The sequence below is a fragment of the Priestia koreensis genome, assembly GCF_001274935.1.
Lineage (GTDB): Bacteria > Bacillota > Bacilli > Bacillales > Bacillaceae_H > Bacillus_AG > Bacillus_AG koreensis.
Window position 1 is genome coordinate 31,688 of the sequence record NZ_LILC01000010.1, and the last position, 26,028, is coordinate 57,715.

General features: G+C 39.1%; 21 protein-coding genes. 15 read left to right on the top strand and 6 right to left on the bottom strand.

Annotated features, from left to right (window positions below):
• Positions 1-66 precede the first annotated feature (66 nt).
• Positions 67-1,182 (top strand): AI-2E family transporter, encoded by a 1,116-nt coding sequence (locus tag AMD01_RS06895; RefSeq protein ID WP_053400668.1) that lies wholly within the window; start codon positions 67-69, stop codon positions 1,180-1,182.
• 36 nt (positions 1,183-1,218) lie between these two features.
• On the opposite strand, the gene AMD01_RS06900 is transcribed toward AMD01_RS06895, so the two are convergent.
• The 3 genes from AMD01_RS06900 to AMD01_RS06910 form a co-directional block, all read right to left on the bottom strand.
• Positions 1,219-1,659, bottom strand: a complete 441-nt coding sequence (locus tag AMD01_RS06900) for a YtoQ family protein (RefSeq protein WP_053400669.1) — start codon at positions 1,657-1,659, stop codon at positions 1,219-1,221.
• A 179-nt stretch (positions 1,660-1,838) separates the two neighbouring features.
• Complete coding sequence (locus AMD01_RS06905; protein WP_053400670.1) at positions 1,839-3,230, bottom strand: peptide MFS transporter; 1,392 nt, start codon at positions 3,228-3,230, stop codon at positions 1,839-1,841.
• Between the two features lie 556 nt (positions 3,231-3,786).
• Positions 3,787-5,100, bottom strand: a complete 1,314-nt coding sequence (locus AMD01_RS06910; RefSeq protein WP_053400671.1) for an APC family permease — start codon at positions 5,098-5,100, stop codon at positions 3,787-3,789.
• Between the two features lie 299 nt (positions 5,101-5,399).
• Here AMD01_RS06910 and bioB point away from each other — a divergent pair, with 299 nt between their 5' ends.
• The gene (gene bioB, locus AMD01_RS06915; RefSeq protein ID WP_053400672.1) at positions 5,400-6,398 is read left to right on the top strand and encodes a biotin synthase BioB; all 999 of its coding nucleotides are present in this window, start codon (positions 5,400-5,402) and stop codon (positions 6,396-6,398) included.
• 395 nt (positions 6,399-6,793) lie between these two features.
• Positions 6,794-7,048 carry a hypothetical protein gene (locus AMD01_RS23960; RefSeq protein ID WP_157052652.1) on the top strand — a complete coding sequence of 85 codons (255 nt, stop codon included), beginning with the start codon at positions 6,794-6,796 and terminating at the stop codon, positions 7,046-7,048.
• On the opposite strand, the gene AMD01_RS06920 is transcribed toward AMD01_RS23960, so the two are convergent.
• On the bottom strand, positions 7,016-7,972 hold the full coding sequence (locus AMD01_RS06920) for an L-lactate dehydrogenase (protein WP_053400673.1): 957 nt from the start codon (positions 7,970-7,972) through the stop codon (positions 7,016-7,018). The genes AMD01_RS23960 and AMD01_RS06920 overlap by 33 nt on opposite strands.
• A 363-nt stretch (positions 7,973-8,335) precedes the next feature.
• Between AMD01_RS06920 and AMD01_RS06925 the strand changes: the two genes are divergently transcribed.
• On the top strand, positions 8,336-8,728 hold the full coding sequence (locus AMD01_RS06925) for a DoxX family protein (RefSeq protein ID WP_053400674.1): 393 nt from the start codon (positions 8,336-8,338) through the stop codon (positions 8,726-8,728).
• Between the two features lie 97 nt (positions 8,729-8,825).
• Here AMD01_RS06925 and AMD01_RS06930 read toward each other — a convergent pair whose 3' ends face one another.
• Positions 8,826-11,366, bottom strand: coding sequence for a glycoside hydrolase family 31 protein (locus tag AMD01_RS06930; RefSeq protein WP_245638911.1), 2,541 nt, complete (start codon positions 11,364-11,366; stop codon positions 8,826-8,828).
• A gap of 410 nt (positions 11,367-11,776) precedes the next feature.
• Here AMD01_RS06930 and AMD01_RS06935 point away from each other — a divergent pair, with 410 nt between their 5' ends.
• The gene (locus tag AMD01_RS06935; protein WP_053400675.1) at positions 11,777-12,607 is read left to right on the top strand and encodes an aldo/keto reductase; all 831 of its coding nucleotides are present in this window, start codon (positions 11,777-11,779) and stop codon (positions 12,605-12,607) included.
• Positions 12,608-12,641: 34 nt separating this feature from the next.
• Here AMD01_RS06935 and AMD01_RS06940 read toward each other — a convergent pair whose 3' ends face one another.
• Positions 12,642-13,568 carry an RluA family pseudouridine synthase gene (locus AMD01_RS06940; protein ID WP_157052653.1) on the bottom strand — a complete coding sequence of 309 codons (927 nt, stop codon included), beginning with the start codon at positions 13,566-13,568 and terminating at the stop codon, positions 12,642-12,644.
• 251 nt (positions 13,569-13,819) lie between these two features.
• Here AMD01_RS06940 and AMD01_RS06945 point away from each other — a divergent pair, with 251 nt between their 5' ends.
• The 10 genes from AMD01_RS06945 to AMD01_RS06990 all read left to right on the top strand — a co-directional run bounded on the left by AMD01_RS06945 (position 13,820) and on the right by AMD01_RS06990 (position 26,010).
• On the top strand, positions 13,820-14,230 hold the full coding sequence (locus AMD01_RS06945; protein ID WP_157052654.1) for a DUF5365 family protein: 411 nt from the start codon (positions 13,820-13,822) through the stop codon (positions 14,228-14,230).
• 271 nt (positions 14,231-14,501) lie between these two features.
• A complete protein-coding gene (locus AMD01_RS06950; protein WP_053400678.1) occupies positions 14,502-15,302 on the top strand; it encodes a L,D-transpeptidase in 801 nt (266 codons plus the stop codon).
• Between the two features lie 159 nt (positions 15,303-15,461).
• Positions 15,462-16,997 (top strand): bifunctional GNAT family N-acetyltransferase/carbon-nitrogen hydrolase family protein, encoded by a 1,536-nt coding sequence (locus tag AMD01_RS06955; protein WP_053400679.1) that lies wholly within the window; start codon positions 15,462-15,464, stop codon positions 16,995-16,997.
• A 141-nt stretch (positions 16,998-17,138) separates the two neighbouring features.
• The gene (locus AMD01_RS06960; protein WP_053400680.1) at positions 17,139-17,696 is read left to right on the top strand and encodes a glycerol-3-phosphate responsive antiterminator; all 558 of its coding nucleotides are present in this window, start codon (positions 17,139-17,141) and stop codon (positions 17,694-17,696) included.
• A 255-nt stretch (positions 17,697-17,951) separates the two neighbouring features.
• Positions 17,952-18,767, top strand: coding sequence for an MIP/aquaporin family protein (locus AMD01_RS06965; RefSeq protein ID WP_053400681.1), 816 nt, complete (start codon positions 17,952-17,954; stop codon positions 18,765-18,767).
• A gap of 46 nt (positions 18,768-18,813) precedes the next feature.
• Complete coding sequence (glpK, locus tag AMD01_RS06970; RefSeq protein WP_053400682.1) at positions 18,814-20,304, top strand: glycerol kinase GlpK; 1,491 nt, start codon at positions 18,814-18,816, stop codon at positions 20,302-20,304.
• Positions 20,305-20,460: 156 nt separating this feature from the next.
• Positions 20,461-22,137, top strand: a complete 1,677-nt coding sequence (locus AMD01_RS06975; protein ID WP_053400683.1) for a glycerol-3-phosphate dehydrogenase/oxidase — start codon at positions 20,461-20,463, stop codon at positions 22,135-22,137.
• A 115-nt stretch (positions 22,138-22,252) separates the two neighbouring features.
• Positions 22,253-24,007: a phospho-sugar mutase gene (locus tag AMD01_RS06980; protein ID WP_053400684.1), complete on the top strand. Its 1,755-nt coding sequence runs from the start codon at positions 22,253-22,255 to the stop codon at positions 24,005-24,007.
• A 233-nt stretch (positions 24,008-24,240) separates the two neighbouring features.
• Positions 24,241-25,377, top strand: a complete 1,137-nt coding sequence (locus AMD01_RS06985) for a GAF domain-containing sensor histidine kinase (RefSeq protein WP_053400685.1) — start codon at positions 24,241-24,243, stop codon at positions 25,375-25,377.
• On the top strand, positions 25,378-26,010 hold the full coding sequence (locus AMD01_RS06990) for a response regulator (protein ID WP_053400686.1): 633 nt from the start codon (positions 25,378-25,380) through the stop codon (positions 26,008-26,010).
• Positions 26,011-26,028: the final 18 nt, after the last annotated feature.

A 26,028-nucleotide genomic window follows, 5' to 3' on the forward strand; every position in this document is an offset into this window, starting at 1 on the left:
TGTTTAAATTATGAAATTTACTGCTATAATTTTGATAAGTAGAAAAGCATGGAGAGGAGATTTGTATTGTTTAAATCGAAACTGCAGTTTTGGACGTTTGAAATCTTACTTATTGTTCTAATTATATTTGTGAGTACACAAATATCCTTTATCTTTAAACCAGTTGGAACATTCGTCAGTACATTGTTTTTTCCTGTTCTTATTTCAGGGTTTTTGTATTTTCTTTTTATTCCCATTGTACGATTGCTTGAAAAAATTAAAATTCCGAAGGCTCTCGCAATTATTATCCTGTATGCCATTTTTGTAGGATTAGTAACGCTTTTAGGAGCACTCGTAGGACCAGCGCTATCAAAACAGGTGACAGACTTAGCGGACAATATGCCACAGTATGTGGACCAAATTCGTACGTTAGTCAATGATTTATCGAATTCAAAAGGATTTAAATGGCTTGTGACACAAGACTACGTTTCCATTGAAAAAGTCGAAAACTCACTAGTTGATTTTTTCTCTAATTTTACGAAAAATATTACATCAAGTCTTGCGACCATTTTTGGTGTGATTACGAATATCACATTAACAATTGTAACGGTTCCGTTCATTCTTTTCTATATGTTAAAGGATGGTCATAAGTTCCCGAAAGCGCTTATTCGTTTCCTCCCTCAAAGCTACCGCAAGCAAGGATTAACGATTATTGATGATACAGGAGAGACGCTTGCAACTTACATTCAAGGTCAAATTATTGTTTGTATTTTCGTTGGTGTATGTACGTATATAGGGTACTTAATCATTGGACTTCCTTACGGTTTGGTGCTTGCTATACTTGGTGCAATTACGAACATCATTCCATATGTAGGGCCATTTATTGGAGCAGCTCCAGCAGTTGTCATTGGGCTTTTCGGCTCTCCAACTCTAGCCATTCTCGTTATTGTGGTAATTGTCGTGGTGCAACAGTTAGATGGAAACTTCATTTCACCGCTTGTAATTGGCAAACGACTAGATTTACACCCGCTTACGATTATTATTATTTTATTAGTAGCAGGTAACTTGGCAGGAATCTTAGGAATGATCTTAGGTGTTCCGGTTTATGCGGTTTCTAAAACGATTGTGTTGAATATTGCGAAGTTTGTTAAGCTACGCTCTCAATACAAAAAAGGACTGCGTAACGAAGATATCGAGCTGTAACAGATGAGGATAGCCAAAATGGCTATCCTCATTTTTTTATTCAAAGACATAGGACAAAGCTTGTAAAGCCTGTGTGGGGGTTTCTACAACGATGTTTGCCTTGTTGGAGAGTTCTTTTAGCGCATGATGAAGTTCTTTCGGTCGAATTAAAATGAGTGGCTTACCGAGGCTTACAGCAGCTGATGCATCCATAGCGGTATTCCACTGCTTATACTTTTCGCCAAATAAAGCTATGACAACATCCGCTTTACTCATCAAGATTGTCGTACGGAAATTATTAAAAGACGAAGCTGCTTCATCTTTTAAGATGGCATTTGGTTGCTTTCCTAAAATCTCTTCGCCGATATTATCGGAACGATCATGGTTTTCCATTGGTCCCACAAAATCAATCGGCAACTTGTGCTCTTTTGCATGATGTTTAAGTTCGTCTCTCCAGTGATCATGAATTTGTCCAGCTAAATAAACGGTTAGCTTCATTTTATTTCCTCCTTTTTATATAGTGTACCTCATAAGACAAGAAGCTTAAACTTATGTCGTAAATGGAAGAAAATATGCGGGTTTAAAATATTTCTAGGGAAATATGTCGAGTAGAAAAGAAGCGTTTTGAAGAGGGGATAGGCCAATGAAAAAAGGACGGAAGAAATCCGTCCTTTTGGTTATTCCATCATTGCTGTTAACTTCTTAGATAGAAGAAGTAGAAGTAATCCGGCTGCGATAACCGCAATACCGATGATTCCAAATACCTCAAAGAATCCTAATGATTCTGTTGTTGAAGCTAATTGACCAGCAACAACGTTTGCTACACCAGAGCTTGATAACCAAACACCCATTAATAGTGAAGCTAATTTAATTGGCGCAATTTTACTTACCATTGATAATCCAACTGGAGAAAGCATTAATTCCCCAACTGTATGGAAGAAGTAAGTCATAACAATAAACAGCATGCTTGCTTTTGATGTCATTTCACCTGCACTGCCACCTGTTTGCATAACCGCAAGTAGTAATACCATGAATCCTACACCTAGGAAAATAAGACCAAACGCCATTTTTGTTGGGATTTTTAAGTCCCCGCGTTTTGAATTCCCTAATTTGAACCATAGCAGTGAGAATAGTGGTGCTAGTACAATGATGAAGAATGGATTTAAAGATTGGAACCAAGAAATTGGAACTTCCCATCCAAAGATTGTACGATCAATAAAGTCTTTCGTATATAGTGTTAACGAAGAACCAGCTTGTTCAAATCCTGCCCAGAAGAAGATAACGAAACAAGCAAGAATTAAGATAACAGCCGTACGCTGTTTTTCTTTTTTCGTTAATGGTTGTTTTTCTTTTGCTACATGCTCAGCTGATTTTTTTGGTTTACCAGTAGGTGTTTTCCCGATGTCACCTAAGAAGCGATTTCCTAGTACATTGAATAGAATTTGACCTACAATCATACCGATACATGCTGCTAGGAATCCATATCTGAATCCGTAGTGAACAACGCCATTAATCGTTGTTTTAAAATATGTTTCAGCTAAGTATCCACATACAAGAGGGGCGAACACCGCTCCCAAGTTAATACCCATATAGAAGATCGTGAAGGCACCGTCACGACGGCTATCATTTGGTCCGTAAAGCTCACCAACGACTGTAGAAATGTTTGGCTTGAAGAATCCGTTACCGACAATCAGTAATGCAAGACCAAGGTAAAACACTTCTTTACTTTGATAAGCGAATAGTACAAAGTTTCCGGCAGCCATTATGATACCACCAATTGTAATCGCTAGACGCTGACCTAAGAAACGGTCTGATAAATATCCACCAATAATTGGTGTTATATATACGGCCCCAGTAAAGAACCCATAAATTTGTAGGGCTGTAGATTCTTTAAATCCAAGTCCTCCGCTAATTAGTTCAGTTGTAAGGTAGAGAACAAGAATGGCTCTCATCCCATAATAACTAAAACGTTCCCACATCTCTGTTAGGAATAATAAATAAAGACCAGGTGGATGCTTTTTCTTTGGCTGTTGTTCTCCAACAGGCGCTTTTTCCACAGCTGCTTCCATATCTTCTGCCTCCTCTATGACGAATGAATTATTTGAATTCACAAAATATTATTCATTAATATAATTATTTAGGAATAATGTTAATGAATATTCTGTAAATAAACACCGAAAAAAATGATTGTCTAAAACCTTTTGATACAAAAGAATAATTCAGACAATTCAAAAAATCAAAAAGCGTTACCTGTAAAATAATTTAGCGCGAATTATTTTATTCGTAAATTAATTATTAATATATCAATATACTTAAAATTCGTCAATACGATGATTATTAAAAAAATGTATTTTTATTTACGTGATCGCGCTAAAGCGTTGATAATAGTAAGGTTAAGGAATAGTTAAGTCTTGAAAATTTTTTAGAAAAAAGTTTATTACACGTTTATGTAAAAATGAATCAAAAAAAATTTCAACATCAAATTGATGATCTGTAGCCATAGTTTGCGCATTTTTGTGGAAGATATGTAAGAAGCAGAAAAGGAAAATGAAGTTGAGTGTTTAACAAAAAAAGGTAGAAGTTCCGCGGATCTTCTACCTTTTTTTGTTTATTTAATATAGGTCGTTAATCAAAATGGAAGGTAGGGATGGTAAGGTTTTTCGAACGTCTAGCTACAAGCAAATAAATGATGCCGATAAACGACCAGATAACTCCTATCAGCAAGGAATGTTTTTCTAAATGAAACCATAAGAAAAGGATGAACAAAAGCCCCAAGCATGGAAATACAGCATGTTGAATAATGGATGTGAACGTATGACGTTTTTGTCGTAAAAAATAATGAGCAAATACAGCAATATTCACTGCGCTAAAAGCGACTAAAGCACCGAAATTAATTAGTGACGTAGCTGATTCCAGTGTTAAAAACAAGGAAATGCATGAAATAACGCCGACAAATAGAATGTTCCAAATGGGCGTTTTTGTCTTCGGATGCACATATCCAAAAATGTTACGTGGCAAATATCCGTCTCTTCCCATCGCAAAGAGAAGACGGGAGGCGCTCATGTGAGAAGCTAATCCAGAAGCGATTGTTGACGTAAGAGCGGCTGCTACAAAGATTGATTGAAATAGCTTCCCGCCTAATGAATAAGCAATCTCAGCAGAAGCTCCCTCTAGATCTTTAAAATGATCTGCAGAAGGAAAAAGTAATTGCGCGAAATAAGACACAGAAATAAACAAAATGCCCCCAATGAGTGCAACAAGCAGGATGCCCTTTGGAACTGTTTTTTTGGCGTCTATGGTTTCCTCTGAGAGTGTAGTGACCGCATCAAACCCTAAAAATGAAAAGCACAAAATCGAAGCACCATTTAATAGAAGAGAAGCAGATAAGTTTCCACTCGCAAAAGGAGCAAATGACCATGAACCATATGATTGAGTGGAGCTTAAAAAAATAAAAACAATCGCGACGATGATTTGAAAAAGTACAAGAATGCCGCCGAACGACACTGCGACCTGAACGCTAAAAATATTCAGCAACGTCATAATGATAATAAATGTAAGAATCCATACGGTCTTCGGAACGTTCGGGAATAACGCTGATAAATAGATATTCGTTAACAGCGCATTAATCATAGGAAGAAACAAATAATCTAACATGGCAGCCCAGCCAACTAAAAATCCCATACTCGGATTGATGGATTGCTGAACATATGTGTAGGATGACCCGGCGTTAGGAAAGGCTCGTACCATTTTTCCATAGCTAAGAGCTGTAAATAAAATGGCAATGAGAGTAAACGTATATGCACCTGAAACGTGTCCCTTCGTCGAATCTGTCACAATTCCGAATGTATCGAAGACGGCCATTGGCGCCATATAACCTAATCCAATCACAACAATGTGCCAAAGCTTAAGTTTTTTTGCAAAGTAATCAGTTGATGACAAAGTGCGTACCTCATTTCATATGAATAATAATAAATTATAAATTATTATTATTCTTTTAAAAAGAATTGTTTTTGTGGATGACTGACTTTTTTCTTGCGTTCTGATCAAACGGGAAGTGGAACATTTAAATATGCTCTAATCCCTTGAGTGATAAAGGGACAAGACACTTCAAACAAACGTTTGTTTAATCATTATTTATGAAAAAATTGACATAAATTCAGCTTAATGTTAACTTTTTTATATATTAGGTTTACATATTATTAAGTACATAAAAAATTAGTTCGATGGGGTGAGGTAGAATGGAGAAAGTAGCGAAGGAGATTAATTGGAATAAATTAGCTGAGGGCGTGATAAATGGGAAGAAGATTTCAAAAGAGGATGCACGGTCCATTTTAACTTCTTCAAACAAAGATATTCTGCAGCTAATGGATGCCGCTTATCAAATACGCCACTATTATTTTAGTAATAAAGTAAAGTTAAACATGATCATTAATACGAAATCAGGTCTTTGCCCTGAAGATTGTGGGTATTGCTCACAGTCTATCGTATCTGAGGCGCCTATCGATAAATATGCCTGGTTGACGAAGGAGAAAATCGTAGAAGGAGCATACGAAGCAAAACGGCGAAAAGCAGGTACGTACTGTATTGTAGCATCAGGTAGGAAGCCAACAGATCGCGAAGTCAATCATGTTATTGGAGCGGTCAAAGAGATCAGAGAACAAACGGATTTAAAAATATGCTGTTGTCTTGGATTTTTAAATGAGAATCAAGCTTCACGTTTGGCAGAGGCAGGTGTTCATCGCTACAACCATAATTTGAATACACATGCTGATCACTACGAAAGTATTTGTTCTACTCATACATATGAAGATCGGGTGGAGACGGTTAATCATGCAAAAGATGCTGGTATCTCACCATGCTCCGGCGCCATATTTGGAATGGGTGAGACGCTTGACCAAGTCGTTGACATTGCATTTGAATTAAACCGACTGGATGCTGACTCCATTCCATGTAATTTTTTAGTAGCAGTCGAGAAGACCCCATTAGAAGGAACAAAAGAATTAACCCCCCTACAGTGCTTGAAAATTCTTGCAATGATGCGGTTTGTAAACCCAACTAAAGAAATTCGAATTTCAGGCGGACGGGAAGTAAATCTAAGGGGATTACAGCCGCTAGGGTTATATGCAGCTAATTCAATTTTTGTCGGCGATTATTTAACAACAGAAGGGCAAGAGCCTACAGATGATTGGCAGTTAATAGAAGACTTAGGATTTGAAATTGAGGAATGTGCATTATAAAAGGAGACGGTCACGAGACCGATGCCACTGAAAAACTTCGAATTTTTTAGATGATCAGTAGAACGTAAGACAAAAAAGCTGGATCCATTCCGTTCCTTGGGATGGATCCAGCTTTTTCTTCATTAACTTTAACATACTTTTTAGGTTGACGGCGAAAATGCCCCTTGCTCTTTGCATTTCCATGCCAACGATACCCGATGACTACATCATACCCTTGTCTATGCTTTCATTCGCTATTCTTCGCGTCAATTTTAGAACGTTCCTTGGATTTCTCCTTGAAGTATATTCCATTGACTTCAATAAAACGGAATAATTGGAACAACCCTTTTAATTAAATAAATGGATTTTCTTCATTATAGAGCAGAAAACGGCCAAGTTCCTTTCAAAATGGAAACTTGGCCACTACATCTGATGCAATCGCTCTAGGTTGTTTGGAACGGAAGGTGCGAAACTCCTGCGGGATTAGCGTGACAGGTGAGACCCCGCAGAGCAGCGAGGAGGCTCACCGCACGCCCCGCGGAAAGCAAAGCAACCTGGGAGTGGAAATCAACCGACTCCGTTATGAACGCAATCTTTTAAGGATTTTTTCAGTGGTCTCCACGAGACCGTCTCCTACATTATTTTGTTTTTTCTGGGTAACGAAACTTTAATGTGTCAGCAGAATGAAGTAATTGAGCTTGTTCTTTCTCGCTTAATGATAGTTCTATAATGCGCTGAATCCCGTCCTTATTTATAACAGCAGGAACTCCGATGTAGACATTATTTATACCGTACTGTCCTTCTAAGAGTGTAGAAACGGTTAGAATGGATTGTTCATTATTTAAAATCGCTCTTGTCAGACGAACGAGTCCCATTGCGATGCCGTAATAGGTAGCCCCTTTACGATTAATGATTTGATAGGCTGCATCTCTCACATTAACGAAGAGCCGTTGCATATCTGGATGAAGGGGTGCTTCTACCCCATTTAAAAATTTCTGAACGGGCACGCCGCCAATTTGAGCATGACTCCAAACGGGCAGTTCTGTATCACCATGCTCGCCCATAATATAGGCGTGAACGTTTCGAGGGTCGATGTGAAAATAATCACTTAGTAAATAGCGAAACCTTGCTGTGTCTAATATTGTTCCAGAACCAATGACTCTTTCTTTCGGTAAGCCAGATAGCTGCCACGTAATGTAGGATAGAATGTCGACAGGGTTCGTTGCGACCATCAGAATTCCTGTAAATCCACTTTCCATGATGGCAGGGACAATTTTTTTAAAAATGTCGATATTTTTCTCTGCTAAATCCAAACGAGTTTCTCCAGGAGCTTGATTAGCGCCTGCAGTAATGACAACGACGTCTGCGTTTTTGCAATCTGCATAGTCACCAGCTGAAATGGTGAGAGGATCTCCAAAGGGAACAGCGTGATTCAGGTCAAGAGCTTCTCCGAGCGCTTTTTCCTTATTGGCGTCAATTAGCACAAGTTCATTTACTAATCCTTGATTGACAAGCGAAAATGCATAGCTTGATCCGACGAATCCGGCACCGATCACAACCACTTTTCGAGTTTTAGAAAGATATTGCTTCTCCATAAGTTATCACCCTTCTGTGCGCCTCATTTTAACTACATATTGATTATAACATTGGTAAATAAAGTATTTTGTTACAAAAAATATACGAAATTCATACAAATTATTGAACATGTTTTGAAATAGCGTTTGACAGATCCACATATCTTACATATAATAATCTTTGTTTCGAGATATTTTATTTCGAGATATGAGCCAAAGTAAACACATTGAACTCTAGGTATTTTTAATTATTTTTCATTCGTAAATCTTGAGATAACAATAATTTAATTGAAAATATAGTAAATGATAGGATATCATAGTAAAGGTTTACTCATTCGAGTTGATATGTATTTATTTGGAATTATTTATTTTTAGGAGGAAACTATGAACAAACGTTACGAAGTAGCAGGTTTATTTATTCGAATCGTGCTAGGAATTACCTTTTTTATTCACGGTTTAACGAAATTCCAGGACGGAATTAGCAATACGGTAGGTTTTTTCAACAGTGTCGGAATTCCAGGATCTTTAGCGTATGTAGTAGCTATTATTGAATTAGTAGGAGGCTTACTATTAATTCTAGGTCTAGGCACACGTTGGGTATCAGCGTTACTATTCATTGTAATGCTTGGCGCAATGATTACGGTGAAGTTCTCAGCAGGATTCGTTGGGGGCTACGAGCTTGACTTGGCTCTATTAGCAATGGCGCTTTATCTTGTTATCTCAGGTAGCAAGGTATTATCAATCGATAAACTATTTACAAAAGAATCTACTTATTAATAGGGAAAAAGAGCATGGAGATTCATTTCTCCATGCTCTTTTTGTGTATAAAAGTGGGGGAGGAGACGAAATCATTCGCTTTCTCCCTCCACTTTGTTTATTTGATTCGAATGGAGCTCTTTTCATCTACAGGAATGTTAACGTAAAGAATATCATTCTTGTTATCATAGAAGTATGAGCGAGATTTCTTCTGGTTTTCTGCTAATGTTTGAACGGCTGTGTACTTTTGGTTGCCTGCTTGTACTTTTACCGGCTTATTCACTGTGTGTAGCTTTAGCGTATATTGCTTAAGTTTTGATTCGTATCCTTTTGCCATCTTCTGTTGCGTAAACACTATATTTTTACCTTGACGTAGTACACTCAGATTTGTCTGATTGAATTTTCCTTGTTTATATTGATAAGTCTTTCCATCATCTTCATAGAATGTGTAAGATGCTTTTTGATCCAAATAAGTGTCTAAGGTAAGGTTTGTTAATGGCTTTTCATCTGTATATTGCTGAACGTCACGCGTTGGGATCATCGAATTCTTTTTCACGAAGATTGGTAAATCACCTAAAGCAACGTTTTGTGAAATCGTTTGTCCACCGTTGTATTCTTGACCAGTCCAGTAGTTGACCCATTTCGTACCACGAGGTAAATAAATGTCGCGCTGTGTTTGGCCTTCTTTTACAACTGGAGCTAACATCATTGAATCTCCAAACATGTATTGGTCACTGATGTTATATGTCTTTTCATCATTTTGGAATTGATATACAAGCGGCTGTTGTACTGGTTTTCCAGTATCTGCTGCTTCTTTAAATTCATTATATAAGTACGGAAGTAATTGATAGCGCATTTCAATATACTTTTTACTGATTTTTTCAATCTCTGGACCGAATGCCCATGGTTCTTGACCTTGTTTTACGGCTGCTTTTGCGTCACTATCGTAGTGAATACGAGAGAATGGTAGGAAAGCGCCAACTTCGATCCAACGCGCATACATTTCTGGTGTTGGACGTTGTGCAAATCCACCGATATCATTTCCAACAAACGCGACACCAGAAAGACCAATGTTCATATTCATCGGAAGAGACATTTGTAGATGTTCCCAAGTTGAAGCGTTGTCTCCTGTCCATAAAGCGGCCCAGCGTTGAGATCCTGCATACATATCACGCGTCAGAACAAATGGACGTGTTCCAGGTTTATTTACCTTAAACGCATCGTACGTCGCTTCGTTTTCATCATGTCCATACTGATTGTGATATTCCGTATGCGGAATTTTGTGGTCTTCTGGACCGAAATAGGCGTCTAGTGGCATTGTATGATGCTGCGTGTCGTTATCAACGAATACAGCAGGCTCGTTCATATCGTTCCACATTCCGTCAATACCTTCATTTAAAAGTACGCTATGTTTTTTGGACCACCAGTCACGTACTTCTTTTTTAGAGAAATCAGGGAAGACGGAGTCGCCAGCCCAAACTGGACCGACAAACGGTGTACCGTCTGCGTTTTTAGCCCAATAATCTTTTGCGGTACCTTCTTTGTATACGTCGTAGTTTTCATCAACTTTAACACCAGGATCATTGATTGCAATTGCTTTAAATCCAGGCATTGCTTTTAAGTCTTTTAGCGCTTTTTTATAATTTTCATCCCATGTGAATACACGGTGTTCGTTCATGTAATCGATGTCGAAGTGCATTGTGTCTAGCGGGATTTTTTTATCGCGATATGTTTTGGCTACATTCACGATTTCTTCAGGAGTATAACCCCATTTACTTTGATGTAGACCTAGCGTCCATTCCGCTGGAACTTCCATTTTACCGGTTAATTGCGTGTAGCGATCTAATACGTCACTAATTTGCGGACCGTAAGCGAAGTAATAGGTTAAGCTCCCACCGTTCGCATAGAAGTAGTAATAATCATCTGATTCACTTGCCATCTCATAATAAGAGCGATGAGTGTTGTCGAAGAAAATTCCGTATGCTTTTTTATCCTTTAAGCCCATAAAGAAGGGGATAGTTGTGTAGACATATTTCGTATCTTTTGTGTATGAATAAGCGTCCGTGTTCCACATTCCTAAGCTTTTTCCACGTTTATTTAAATCAAGGCCAGCTTGTTCACCAAATCCGTAAAAGTTCTCGCCTTTTTGTGTTTTCTTAAATACATACGGCTTTCCGTCTTCATATCCAGACGTCGAACCGTTACCCATGTAATCTTCGTTAATGACATTTCCTTGCTTGTCCATAAACTTTATGCCGAACGGCTTCGTTTTAATAGATACGTTCAGCTCTTCCGTTGAAAGGATGAGGTCAGTTCCCTTATTCTTCAGCGAGAATTTAGGAGTTTTCCAATTCGTTTTAGCAATTCCGCGAGAAGTAGGATCTTTTTCCCCTTTTTTAACGACGGAAACCTTTACTAAATCCTTTGCAAATACACGTATGTAAGCATCATTTGTACCAAGATCAAGCTTTACGCCGTTAGGAAGCTTCTGTATGCCCTTTACAGAAAGCTTTTGAAGATGATCTTTTTGTAGAAGAGTATCTGCTTCTGGCTGCGTTACAGCAAGCGCTGAAGGAAGTGCTGCGGATACTGAAATGCTTGTTGCAACAGCCAGCGATGCAAAAACTTTGAGCGCTTTGTTCTTTGTTGAAATGCCCATTCTGTCACCTCTAAGTATAATAAGTTTTGTTGAACCCGTGATTACTATAGCCACCGCTTAAAAAGCTGTCAACACAGCATTCTCTATTAGAAAACAATAACGCAATAGACCTACTGAGGTGATAAGGTCAACGATGAAAGCGAGATACTTTTTAGTGGAACCGGTTTTTTTCTGAAAGTTAAAATAAATACCTTTACCTAGTCATTTACAAATTATCAAGTTAAGTAGGTGTAAAGCATGATGAATTGCAACACTTCGTAATAATAGTGGTTAATTTTACAAACAATAACGTTTGATTTGCTTTTTTATAGGGTACATTTTCACTTATTAAGGCAAAGCAAATTATTTTGTGAAAAGAATGAGATGTGCAAAAATAATAAAGACAACGATTACTGAGGAGGTTTTTTTACATGGTTAAAAGTTTAACAGATACAACAACGCTACATAACGGCGTGAAAATGCCTTGGTTTGGATTAGGGGTATTTAAAGTTGAAGAGGGACAAGAAGTTGTTGACTCTGTAAAATACGCGCTTAAAGCTGGGTATCGTAGCATTGATACAGCAGCTGTATACGGCAATGAAGAGGGCGTTGGACAAGCACTTAAGGAAGCCAATGTTGCAAGAGAAGACCTATTTATTACAACAAAAGTTTGGAATGCTGATCAAGGATATGAATCAACTCTAGAAGCATTTGAAACAAGCATCAATAAATTGGGATTAGAGTACATTGATCTATACCTTATTCACTGGCCTGTTGAAGGGAAGTATAAAGAGACATGGAAAGCGTTAGAAAAGCTTTACAAAGACGGTCGTGTTCGTGCAATTGGTGTAAGTAACTTCCACGTACACCATTTACAAGATCTATTAGAAGGTGCAGAAATTAAACCGATGGTGAACCAAGTTGAGTACCACCCATGTTTGTCTCAAAATGAACTACGTAGCTTCTGTAAAGCACAAGAAATTCAGCTTGAAGCATGGTCTCCGTTAATGCAAGGAGAACTATTAGACAACGAAGTACTTGAAGAAATCGCTAAAAAGCACAACAAGTCTGTAGCGCAAGTTATTTTACGTTGGGATCTACAAACAGAAGTAGTGACTATTCCTAAGTCTGTAAAAGAGCAACGCATTATTCAAAACGCAGATATCTTTGATTTTGAATTATCACAGGATGATATGAGTAAGATCGAGGCGTTAAATGAAGACCGACGCGTAGGTCCAGATCCGGACAATTTTGATTTTTAATGCAATGAAAAAGCAGGCCGAGGCCTGCTTTTTTTTATTCAAAAAACTGCTTCTCAATGATCTGGTGATAGGGGAGAAATATCTCATCCGAGGTCGGAGCTAACACGCTAATGCTCTCATTCGTAAATGGATGAGGGAAGGCGAGTTTTATTGCGTGAAGCGCCTGTTGTGTAGTAGATGCATTCTGTTTTCCCCCATACAGTACATCGCCTGCTAGAGGGTGTCCGAGATGACTCAGGTGAACACGAATTTGATGAGTTCGTCCAGTTTCAAGAGACAGTTCTACTAAAGTTTGTTGCCTTTCGTGATCCCGTTTTAACACCTTATAATGAGTGATAGCTTTTACCCCATTCTCTGATACACGTCGTCTAGTAGAATGATGTCGGTCTTTACCGATAGGCTCTTTAATAACGCCTTTATTCGTCTTAATAATTCCTTCTGCAACTGCAATGTAGGTTCGTCTAATTTGTCTCTTCTCAAGCATCCCATCTAAGATCGCGCTAGCAAGGTGATGCTTGGCGAATAAGAGCGCTCCTGAAGTGTCACGATCAAGACGATGAACGTGCCTTGGCTTCAAAGAGAGGCCTTCTGTTAAGAAGTGAAACGCCACCGCATTCGTGAGCGTTTGGTCATCTTCTTCATTAGAAGGGTGCGTGTCCATACCCGCGGGCTTGTTGACGACAAGCAAATGATCATCTTCAAACCGAATATCTAAATCTACATAAAAAGGAGTAATCGAATGATCCTCTTCTGCAAATACCTGAACTTCTAATCTGTCGCCTTTTGAAACTTTCGTTTGCCATGGTACGGTCTCTCCGTTTAAGCGAACGGACTTTTCCATGCGCCATTTATGTAAAAGTTTTTTCGGAACAGGCCACGTTTTTTTCAACCATTCTTCAATTGTTACCTCATTGGTCGTTGAAAGAATAATCTCCAACCAATTACCTTTTCTATTCATAATGAAACCACCTATCTAAAATTCTAATCATTTTTCTAGTATAACCGATATAGTAGATGAATACATTGTTAGCATTATGTTAGTTACTTTCCTAAATCTAACAGAGATCGGGAAAGAATAGCTAAAAAGGCAATAAGATTAGGTGTAGGAAGTGGTTTATAAACCATTTAAAATAGTAGGAAATAACTACCTACGTTCTAGAGTGAGGTTTTATGATATCCTATACCTACTTACAGAAAAAGTAATTTAAAAGGGTGATTACATTGAAAATTGCGCTCGCTGCACCTCCGGAAATAGAGGCATACATAGGTGAATTGACAGAATATATAAAATATACAATTATGCCTTCCTATCTAACTTCAGATGAATGCACATATTTTCTTAGCATGAACGTATTAGATCCACAAGCTAGTCCTGTAAACAGATATAATGGGCTCCTTGAGGAAGCGTTACATATTGTTAGCAGTTTACAAGTTCTAATTAGCGTGATTGAGTCTCTTCGTTCGCAAAATGTCGATGACCGTGCACGTCTGCTTTTTGAGCATAACAGTCAAAAATTAAAGGAATACGGTTTTTTCTTTCCATTAACCATTGAATATTTTGTAAGTGATCGTCTTCATTATGATTATGGGGACTCATATTCGTATCACTATGCGATTAATTAAGAGCTATGTTGAGCGCCGTTTCGCTCGACACAGCTCTTTTTGTCGAAAAGTGAACACGTATTTTTTGTTTATTTGGATTATTTTGTCTTATTTGATCAAAACGCTTCTTTTACTAAATAATGTCGTTTATAATCGATATATTAAAATGCTTTTCGAATGTTCATAGACTAGAGATGAGAGCGATAGAGAGGCATTAAACTTCTAGGCAGTATAACAGATGAAGCTTCAAAAGATAGTGTCAACTAATCGAATAGCTAGGGGGATCAAGAAGATGAAGAAGCTGTTTGTCAGTTTACTAGCTTTGGTACTGCTTGTGTTAAGTGTTGGAGGCATGCAATCTAAGGCAGCCACCTCTAATCAGTGGCTTATTATTAATAAGTCTACGAACAAGCTCGCGTTTTTTGAGAATGGAAAGCTTGTAAAAGAATTTAATGTTGCCACAGGTAGAAGTCCGAGTTATACGCCAGAAGGAACGTTTAATATCGTAAATAAAATTAAAAACCGCCCTTATTATAGCAAAAATATTCCTGGGGGAAGCCCTAAAAATCCATTAGGAGACCGTTGGTTCGGAATTGAAGCACGCGGTACATATGGTAATACGTACGGTATTCATGGGACGAATAATGAAAGTTCAATCGGGAAATACGCAAGCTCTGGCTGTGTACGTATGCATAACAAAGATGTAAGATGGTTGTTTGAACGAGTAAAAGTTCCAACAAAGGTAACCATCGGCTATTTTAAAGCGCAAAGCTTTGAGGACATTTCAAAGAAAAGCGGCTATGCTGTTGCTTCTTCCTGCAAAGGGGTTTGTTATGACGGAAAGCCAGTTAAGAAGGGACAGGTAGGGTTTGTTACATTAAAACAAAACGCTGTGCTTAAGCAGGTCGGCAAAGACGGTAAAGTAGTTGTTGTTAAAACGTTAGGAAAAAGCGGTGTGTTTGGCCTTTATAAAGTAGATCGTACTAGCAATCCAACGAAATTATTTATATCAGGAACTGCTTATGTTGAATATTCACCGAATCAAGTGGCCGTTCAGTATATACCAGGAAGTATTTTAGCAAAAGTAAAGTAAATTCTTTTTCATATCTAACATCATTTCATGAATCCTATTGCTCGCTACGAATGGCGAATAAGGGGTTCTTTTTTTATGTATGCCTCTTAATGACAAAAGTTTAAAGTTCAGAAAATAGGGAAATATACATTACGATGTTAACGAAAGGAATGTTTCATTATGTCGACAATTGACCTGTCTAGATTCGAAAAGAAAATGATTATCCGAAACATTAAACGTGAAGATATTGACGAAATTTTAGCTCTCCAAAAAATCTGTTTTCCGGGCATGGTGCCATGGAAACGAGATCATTTAGAAAGTCATTTACATATATTCCCTGAGGGGCAGTTTTGTGCAGAGTACGACGGAAAAATCATCGGATCGTGCTCAAGCTTAGTAATCAACTTCGATGAATACGACGATCAACACACGTGGGACGACATTACAGACGAGGGATACATCACCAACCATAACCCAGATGGCTATAATATGTATGGAATTGAAGTGATGGTTCACCCAGATTACCGTGGAATGAAAATTGGTCGCCGTTTATATGAAGCAAGAAAAGATTTAGCAAGGCAGCTCAACTTAAAAAGCATCATTATTGGGGGAAGAATTCCAAAGTTCCATAAGCATTCAGAAGAGTTATCTCCAAGAGAGTATGTCGATCAAGTCATGCACCACAACATTTATGATCCAGTTCTGTCTTTTCAATTGATGAATGGATTTACGTTAATGCGGATCAACCCGAACTATTTGCCAGATGACTTAGCTTCTAACAAGTATGCCACCTTGATGGAGTGGAACAACGTTGAATACGTGCCTAAAACGAAGAGACATTTTAAAACGTCATTTCCAGTGCGAATTTGTGTTGTGCAATACATGATGAAGCAAATTAGTTCGTTCGAAGAATTTGCTAAACAAGTGGAATACTATACAGATGTCGCTTACGATGCGCGCGCAGATTTTTGTGTATTCCCCGAAATTTTCACAACGCAGCTCATGTCCTTCCTTGATGAAAAAGTTCCAAGTCAGGCTGTGCGAAGAGTGACGGAGTTTACAGAAGAATATATTGGGCTTTTTACAAATTTAGCGATTAAGTACAATGTCAATATTATCGGAGGCTCTCACTTTGTTGAAGAGGATGAAGAGATTTATAACATTGGTTACCTCTTCCGCCGTGATGGGACAATTGAACAGCAATATAAAATTCATATTACGCCAAATGAGCGAAAATGGTGGGGAATTAGCCCAGGAGATAAAGTAGAAGTATTTGATACGGACTGTGGAAAAATTGCCATTCAAATTTGTTATGATATTGAATTTCCCGAGTTGGCTCGCATTGCAGCTGAAAAAGGAGCTAACATCATTTTTACACCTTTTAATACGGAGGATCGCCAAGGCTATCTTCGCGTTCGTTATTGTGCACAAGCTAGGGCCGTTGAAAACCAGATCTATACGGTAATCGCAGGAACGGTTGGGAACCTCCCTCAGGTAGAGAATATGGACATTCAATATGCTCAATCAGCCATTTTTGCACCGTCTGACTTTGAGTATGCACGTGATGGAATTGTAGGAGAATGTAATCCAAATATCGAGATGGTTGTCATCGGAGACGTGGATTTAGAAATTCTCCGTCGCCAGCGTCAATCAGGTACTGTTAGACAGCTGAAAGACAGACGTCATGACGTCTATAACGTTCAGTACAAAAAATAACTTTCTGTTTGTGGAATAAAAAAGAGAAAGAAACCAAAAAAATAGCGGTTTCTTTCTCTTTTATCATAATAACTGCGCCATTTAATGATAATATGTAGAGAAGCGTTTTAAGAGGTTTTGCTAAAATTGGAGTGATAGTAAATGGTTTTTCATGATCAGCATATTTTACCTGCTGTACGTGACATGAAGCAGTTTGAACGATTTTTAAAAAGTCAGTTTGAATATGGTGTTCTTTTAGATAGTCAGCTCGGTCAGCTAAAAGGCATCATGCGAGAAGCAAAAGCGCATGGAAAAAAACTTATGCTTCACGTAGACCTTATTCATGGGATTAAACATGATGAGCATGCGGTTGATTATTTATGTCAGGAGTTAAAGCCTGCAGGGTTAATCTCGACAAGAAGCTCGGTTATTGTTCGTGCTAAGCAAAAAGGTGTTTATGCAATTCAGCGTGTGTTCCTATTAGACACAACGGCATTGGAAAAAAGCTACTCCTTGTTGAAAAAAGTTCAGCCAGATTATATTGAGCTTTTACCTGGAGTTATTCCCTCTTTTATTGAAGAAGTCGCAAAAGAAACAGGTATTCCTGTTTTAGCCGGGGGGTTGATTCGCACAGAAGAGGAAGTGAGAAGTGCGCTTTCTTCAGGTGCGAGTGCTGTGACGACATCAAACAAAGAATTGTGGGACGTGACATTGAATTGACTTTTCCTCACAGGTCTGAATGGCAAAAAACGGTATAGGTCAAATTTCCTTAAAAGGTTTGACACCGCTTTCAATATCTAGTATTCTATGTTCATAAGTTAATACATGTGACGGAGAAACTGGAGATCCACAATATGTTAGCGTATTAGTATTAGCAGTACTATATATGTGAAGAGATATTGTGGATTTTTGTTTTTCTAGTCCAGCATTTTTTATAATTAGGACTGTAACCGTTTACAGACAGGGGGAAATAACATGAGTCCATTTTGGGGAGAAGTCGTAGGAACAATGATTCTAATTATACTAGGTGGGGGGGTTTGTGCAGGTACAGCACTGAAAAAATCCTTCGCTGAAAATTCTGGTTGGATTGTTATTACATTTGGTTGGGGCTTAGGGGTAGCGATGGCTGCTTATGCTGTTGGAGGCATTAGTGGAGCACATTTGAATCCAGCACTAACAATTGGTCTTGCAATTGCTGGAGATTTTGCTTGGGATAAAGTTCCTATGTATATTCTAGGGCAGTTTTTAGGGGCGTTTTTAGGAGCATGTCTTGTGTATCTTCAATATTTACCTCACTGGAGAGCAACAGAAGATCCAGGAGCGAAGCTAGGTGTGTTTTCTACAGGACCAGCTATTCCAAATCCATTTGCAAACTTACTAAGTGAAATTATCGGTACATTTGTTTTAGTTTTAGGCATCATGGCAATCGGAGCAAATAAATTTACAGAGGGTTTAAACCCATTAGTAGTCGGATTTTTAATCATAAGTATCGGTCTTTCTTTAGGTGGTACGACAGGTTATGCGATCAACCCAGCAAGGGATTTAGGCCCGCGTATCGCACATGCATTGCTACCGATTGCGGGTAAAGGTGGATCCAACTGGGGGTATGCGTTAATCCCAGTCATCGGACCAATCTTGGGCGGAGCATTCGCAGCCGTATTTTATCAAGCCGTATTCAAAGAAAATATGACTACTTATTTCTGGCCAGTTGTTATTATAATGGTAGTAGTTTTAGGGATTGCGTTTGCTCTTACAAAAAGTAAAGAGACAACAAAAGCTATCGCAAAATAAACCAACTAATAAATAATGATTAAATTCTAAAATTGGGGGAATTAAAATGGAAAAATACATTTTATCACTTGACCAAGGTACAACTAGCTCACGTGCGATTTTATTCAACAAGCAAGGAGAAATTGTGCATACAGCTCAAAAAGAGTTCAAGCAATATTTTCCTAAGTCTGGTTGGGTAGAGCACAATGCGAACGAAATATGGGGTTCTATTTTATCTGTTATTGCATCTTGTTTATCTGAATCAGGTACAACTCCTGAACAGATTGCAGGAATTGGGATTACAAATCAACGTGAAACAACGGTAGTATGGGAAAAAGAAACAGGTCGTCCGGTGCATAATGCAATTGTTTGGCAGTCTCGTCAAACAGCAGGAATTTGCGAGGAATTAAAACAGCAGGGACATGAGAATACTATCCGTGAGAAAACAGGTTTGTTAATTGACGCTTATTTTTCAGGAACAAAAGTAAAATGGATCCTTGACAATGTAGAGGGCGCTAGAGAGAAAGCGGAGAACGGTGAGCTATTATTTGGAACAATTGATACATGGCTCATTTGGAAGCTTTCAGGTGGAAAAGCGCACGTAACAGATTATTCGAATGCATCACGTACGTTAATGTTCAACATCTATGATTTAAAATGGGATGATGAGCTATTAGAGATTCTAGGTGTTCCGAAATCGATGCTTCCAGAAGTGAAACCGTCTTCAGAAGTATATGGTGAAACAACGGAATATCATTTCTTTGGTCGCAATATTCCAATTGCAGGAGCAGCTGGCGATCAGCAAGCAGCGCTATTTGGTCAAGCTTGTTACGAAGAAGGAATGGCTAAAAACACGTACGGAACAGGGTGCTTTATGTTGATGAATACGGGAGAAAAAGCCGTAAAATCTGAGCATGGCCTTTTAACAACGATTGCGTGGGGCATTGATGGGAAAGTTGAATATGCTTTAGAAGGAAGTATCTTCGTGGCAGGTTCAGCTATTCAATGGCTGCGTGATGGTCTAAGAATGTTCAAAGATGCGAAAGAATCTGAGCGCTATGCAGAGCGTGTCGAGTCAACAGAAGGCGTTTATTTAGTACCTGCCTTTGTTGGACTTGGAACACCTTACTGGGATAGTGACGTGCGCGGTGCAATGTTTGGAATTACACGCGGCACGAAAAAGGAACACTTCGTTCGTGCTACACTTGAATCTCTTGCGTATCAAACAAAAGATGTATTAGCCGCAATGGAAGCGGACTCAGGTATTAGTTTAAAAACACTGCGTGTTGATGGTGGAGCGGTGAAGAATAACTTCCTCGTTCAGTTCCAAAGCGATTTATTAAACGTTCCAGTTGAACGTCCAGTCGTAAATGAAACAACGGCTCTTGGGGCAGCTTATCTTGCTGGTTTAGCTGTAGGCTACTGGAAAGATAAAGAAGAAATCGCTAAGCAATGGAACATGGAAAAATCATTTGATCCAGACATGGAAGAAGAAAAACGTGAAGAGCTATATAGCGGATGGAAAAAAGCTGTCCAAGCGACAATGGCGTTTAAATAAGAACGGGTAAAAAACCTTTGCAAGTAGGAATGAATATGGTAAGATAAAAACAAGTTAATAACTGGTTGGAGAACAGGGAGAGACCATGAGTCCTTATCGCATTTATTGCATAGGGGACTTGTGGTCTCTTTTTATTTCGAAAGGAGCAGGATAAAAATGGAATTTTCAAGTCGTAAACGAGTTAACATATTAGATCAATTAGCAGGAGAACAGCTTGACGTGTTAGTTATTGGAGGAGGAATCACTGGATCAGGAATTGCTCTTGATGCAACGACACGAGGACTTAAAGTAGGATTAGTGGAAATGCAGGACTTTGCAGCTGGAACATCTAGCCGTTCAACTAAACTTGTTCATGGTGGACTTCGTTATTTAAAACAGTTTGAAGTGAAAATGGTGGCAGAGGTAGGAAAAGAGCGTGCGATTGTATATGAGAACGGTCCACACGTTACCACTCCTGAGTGGATGGTGCTTCCATTCTATGAAGGCGGAACATTCGGTAAATTTTCTACTTCCATTGGGCTAAGAGTATATGACTTTTTAGCTGGGGTAAAACGTAATGAACGTCGTAAAATGTTAAGCGTAGAAGAAACATTAAAACGTGAACCGTTACTAAAATCAAAAGGTTTAAAAGGTGGCGGGTACTACGTTGAGTACAAAACGGATGATGCTCGTTTAACAATTGAGGTTGCAAAGGAAGCAGCAAAACGCGGTGCGCTATTAGAAAACTACGCAAAAGTTGAAGAGTTTATTTATGAAAATGGCAAGGCTGTTGGAGCCGTTGTAGTCGATCAAATTCAGGGCAAAAGCTACAAAGTATATGCGAAGAAAATTGTAAATGCAGCAGGACCATGGGTAGATACACTACGTGAAAAAGATAATTCAAAAAAAGGAAAACAGCTTCAGTTAACAAAAGGTATTCACCTTGTTATTGATCAAAGCCGTTTCCCGTTAAAACAAGCGATTTATTTTGATACACCAGACGGACGCATGGTGTTTGCGATTCCTCGTGATGGCAAAGCTTACGTAGGAACAACGGATACTGTATACAAAGCAGATCAAACTCATCCACAGATGACAGTAGCAGATCGTAAATACGTGATTGATGCTATTAATTTCATTTTCCCGGATGCGAAAATTACAGAAGCAGATGTAGAATCCAGCTGGGCTGGTGTTCGTCCGTTAATTCATGAAGAAGGAAAAGATCCATCTGAAATCTCTCGTAAGGATGAAATTTGGACATCCGACTCAGGACTTATCACAATCGCTGGCGGTAAGCTGACAGGATACCGTAAAATGGCTGAAATCGTTGTTGATTTAGTAGCAAAACGTCTAGGTGAAGAAATCGGCAAAACGTTCCCTGCTGCTCAAACGAAGCATATGAGCATTTCTGGGGGAGATGTTGGAGGATCTAAAAACTTCCCTTCATTTGTAAATGCGAAAACAAAAGAAGGTATGCAACTTGGTTTATCACAAAGCGCGGCTGAAAAGCTTGTAAGACGATATGGTTCAAACATCGATACCGTTTTTGGCTACATCCGCACGCAAGGGGAAGAATTGACTCGCAGTCAGTTACCAATTGAAGTGTTCCTACAAATTTTCTACGGCATGGAAGAAGAAATGGTAACAAAACCAATTGACTTCTTCATTCGCCGCACAGGTGCTGTGTACTTTGATATTAATTGGGCACGCCAATTTAAAGAGCCTGTCGTTCGCTATATGGCTCAACGACTAGGATGGAATGAACAACAAACGGCTCTATACACGAAGGAAGTTGAAAAACACATTCACGATGCGGTTGTTCCACTTGATGAGTCAGCTCAAAAAATTAGCTAATTAACAGGCTCTCGCTCGAAATTTGTCAAAATTTCCATTATGATGATAGAAGGAAACGCAGCTTAAAATGTAGAAGTTAATGAAAACAAGGATGGAAAAGACGAGGAGGAGAACGATGGGCTGGAGAGAGACTTATGCAACGTGGCAAGAAAGTCAGCGCTTAGATGCTGAGATGAGGGGAATTCTAGAAGACCTTAAAGATGATGAGAAGCAGTTGGAAGACTGTTTTTATAAAAATTTGGAATTTGGTACAGGTGGTATGCGTGGCGAAATAGGTGTGGGAACCAATCGTATGAATACTTATACGGTTCGTAAAGCATCTGCAGGATTTGCTCAGTACATCAAAGCCAATGGTGAAGAAGCGATGAATCGTGGTGTCGTGATTGCCTATGATTCAAGACATAAGTCACCTGAATTTGCGATGGAAGCAGCAAAAACGCTCGCAACAAACGGGATCAAAACATATGTATTTAGCGAGTTGCGTCCAACGCCTGAGCTATCATTCGCAGTGCGTCACTTGAATGCATTTGGTGGGATTGTGATCACAGCAAGTCACAATCCTCCTGAATACAATGGATATAAAGTGTATGGACCTGATGGAGCACAGCTACCACCTCATGAGGCAGATGAGCTTATTCAATACGTATATGAGTTCAAGGATGAACTAGGCATTGAGGTAGAAGATGAAGCTTCTTTAAAGCAACAAGGACTCATTACGATCATTGACCGTGAAGTAGATGAAGCATATCAAGCTGAGCTAAAAACCATTTTGCTACACCCTGAGCTTGCACAGGAGCTTGGCGATGACTTAAAAATTGTTTTTACTCCTCTACATGGTACGGCGAATAAACCAGTGACAGAAGCTCTACAAGCGATAGGATATCAGAATGTAACGGTGATTGCAGAGCAAGCTGTTCCAGATCCAAATTTCTCGACTGTAAAATCACCAAATCCTGAAGACCCTGCCGCGTTTCAATATGCGATTGCGGAAGGCAAAAGAACGAATGCAGATATTTTAATTGCAACAGACCCTGATGCAGATCGACTTGGTATTGCGGTTAAAAACGAACAAGATGAGTACGTACTGTTAACTGGAAACCAAACGGGCGCACTTCTTCTTCACTATCTATTAAAAGAAAAGAAAGAAAAGCAGCTACTTCCTAGCAACGGCGTCGTATTAAAAACGATTGTGACCTCTGAACTTGGTGGTAAAATCGCTAAATCTTTCGGATTAGAAGTTGTAGATACGTTAACAGGATTTAAGTTTATCGGTGAAAAAATTAAGCAGTACGAGCAAACGGGTGAGTACACGTTCCAATTTGGCTATGAGGAAAGCTATGGCTATTTGATCGGCGATTTCGCTCGTGATAAGGATGCTGTTCAAGCTGTACTTGTAGCAGTAGAAGCGTGTGGCTACTACAAAAAACAAGGTCACACCTTGTATCAAGCCCTACAGCAAATTTTCAAAGAGTATGGTTACTACCAAGAAGGACTAGAATCTTTAACGTTAAAAGGAAAAGAAGGAGCAGAGCATATCAATCAGCTCCTTACAAGCTTCCGAGCAAACCCGCCACAGCAGATCGCTGGCAAAAAAGTGGTGACGTTAGAGGACTATTCTACAGGTGAGCGCCACCATATTTTAGATAATCTTAACGAGCCGATTACTCTTCCTAAATCAAATGTACTAAAATTTTATTTAGAAGATGGCTCTTGGTTCTGCCTCCGTCCATCCGGTACGGAGCCAAAGGTGAAATTCTATTTCGGAGTGGTTGGTGCTACTGAATCAGAGAGCTCAGAAAGCCTACAGCAAATTAAAGCTGATCTAATGAATCGCGTTCATGAATCATTGAACCAGCTTCAAAACGCATAAGAAAAAGAGCGGATTTTTCCGCTCTTTTTTTTATGCTGACATTTATACAAACGTTTGATTGAATGTCTAGAAACCTTTGTCCACCAAGACGTTAAGGCTTTTTAAATAAACGTTTGTTTAAAAAGCCCTTCTACAACTTTAGTCGTAGAAAAGTTCAATCCAAAATATGACACGAAAACGTTGTGCATATTGATATAATGTAAGTACTACAAAATTAACGGCGAGGGATAGACATGACGAATGATGAATTGAAGGTGCACGAGCTTCGAACGTTAAAAGCCATTGCTGAAACGTTGAACTCCGCGAATGATATTCATACGATGCTAAATGACGTATTAAAGGAAGTTCTTTCTTTAACAAAACTTGAAGCAGGATGGATTTATTTAATTGATGAAAAAGGAAACTATTCGCTAGCAGCAGATTACAAGCTTCCTGAAGCATTATGCATCGAGTCTAAAAAGCCCATGTGCGAAGGTGGATGCTGGTGTTTGGATCGTTACAATGACGGTCGGCTGAAACGAGCTGCAAATATTATTGAGTGCAAACGACTCGAGGACGCGGTGGAGTTTGAGTGGGGGGATACACGAGATATTACTCATCATGCTACAGTTCCACTTTTAGCAGGAGATGAGCGCTTTGGGCTACTAAACGTAGCGTCTCCTCATAAAAATCGTTTCGTGGAAAAAGAGCTTGCGTTATTAGAAGGAATTGCTTATCAAATCGGAACAGCCTTAAAGCGCATTGCTTTAACTCAAAAAGAGCAGGAATCAGCTCTTTTAGCAGAGCGAAACCGTCTTGCAAAAGATCTTCACGACTCGGTGAATCAGCTTCTTTTCTCCATTTCGCTAACAGCAGGAGGAACAAAAGAAATGACGGAGGACGTACAGGTAAAAGAAATGTTGGACTATATTCAGGGTCTTTCAAAAGAAGCTCTTAGTGAAATGAGATCGCTCATTTGGCAACTTCGTCCTCAAGGTCTAGAAGAGGGAGTAGGAACCGCGTTAGCCAACTACGGAAAGGTATTAGGATTAACGGTTCAAGTAGATGTAAAAGGTGTTCTACAGCTTTCGTTCTCTACAGAAGAAGCACTCTGGCGTATTGGACAAGAGGCCTTAAATAATTGCAGCAAGCACTCTGAGACAGAAGAAATAGCCATCGTGATTACAGGCAACCCATCTTATGTGTCACTCGAAATTCATGACGACGGAAAAGGATTTCAATACAATGAGGATCAGCCAAGATTGACGTTTGGACTAACGAGTATGAAAGAGCGTGCTGAGAGCCTAAATGGAACGTTTCAAGTAACATCAGCCGCAAATCAAGGAACAACAATCTACATACAAATTCCATTAAAGAGGGAGGGAATGTAAATGAGAATTTTAATTGCAGATGATCACCATGTTGTGAGAAGAGGACTCGTCTTTTTTCTCCGTACACAATCTGACATTGAGATTGTTGGAGAAGCAAAAAATGGCTATGAAGCCGTGGAGCTAGCACAGTCCTTAAAGCCGGACCTTGTCCTAATGGACTTAGTTATGCCAGAAATGGATGGGATTGAGGCAACGAAAAAGCTGACACAGGTGATGCCCGATATTAAAATTTTAATCCTTACCAGCTTTTCAGATCAAGACTATGTAATTCCTGCTATTCGCGCAGGGGCATCCGGTTATCAATTGAAAGACGTAGAACCTGATCAGCTTGTAAAAGCAATACGTGCCGTCTACAACGGAGAAAATCAACTTCATCCAAAAGTGATGAACCATGTGCTCACTCACGTTACAAATCCTCCTGTTTCTGAAACGAACAAATTGTTGGATCTAACGAAAAGAGAAACAGAAGTGTTAACAGAAATTGCGAAAGGAAAAAGCAACAAGGAAATTGCGTCTGATCTCGTCATTACGGAGAAAACGGTCAAAACACACGTTTCCAACATTTTAGCTAAACTGGACGTAGCCGATCGCACACAGGCAGCTTTATATGCTGTGAAGCAAGGGCTCGTCTAATCATAAAACAAAGGGGTA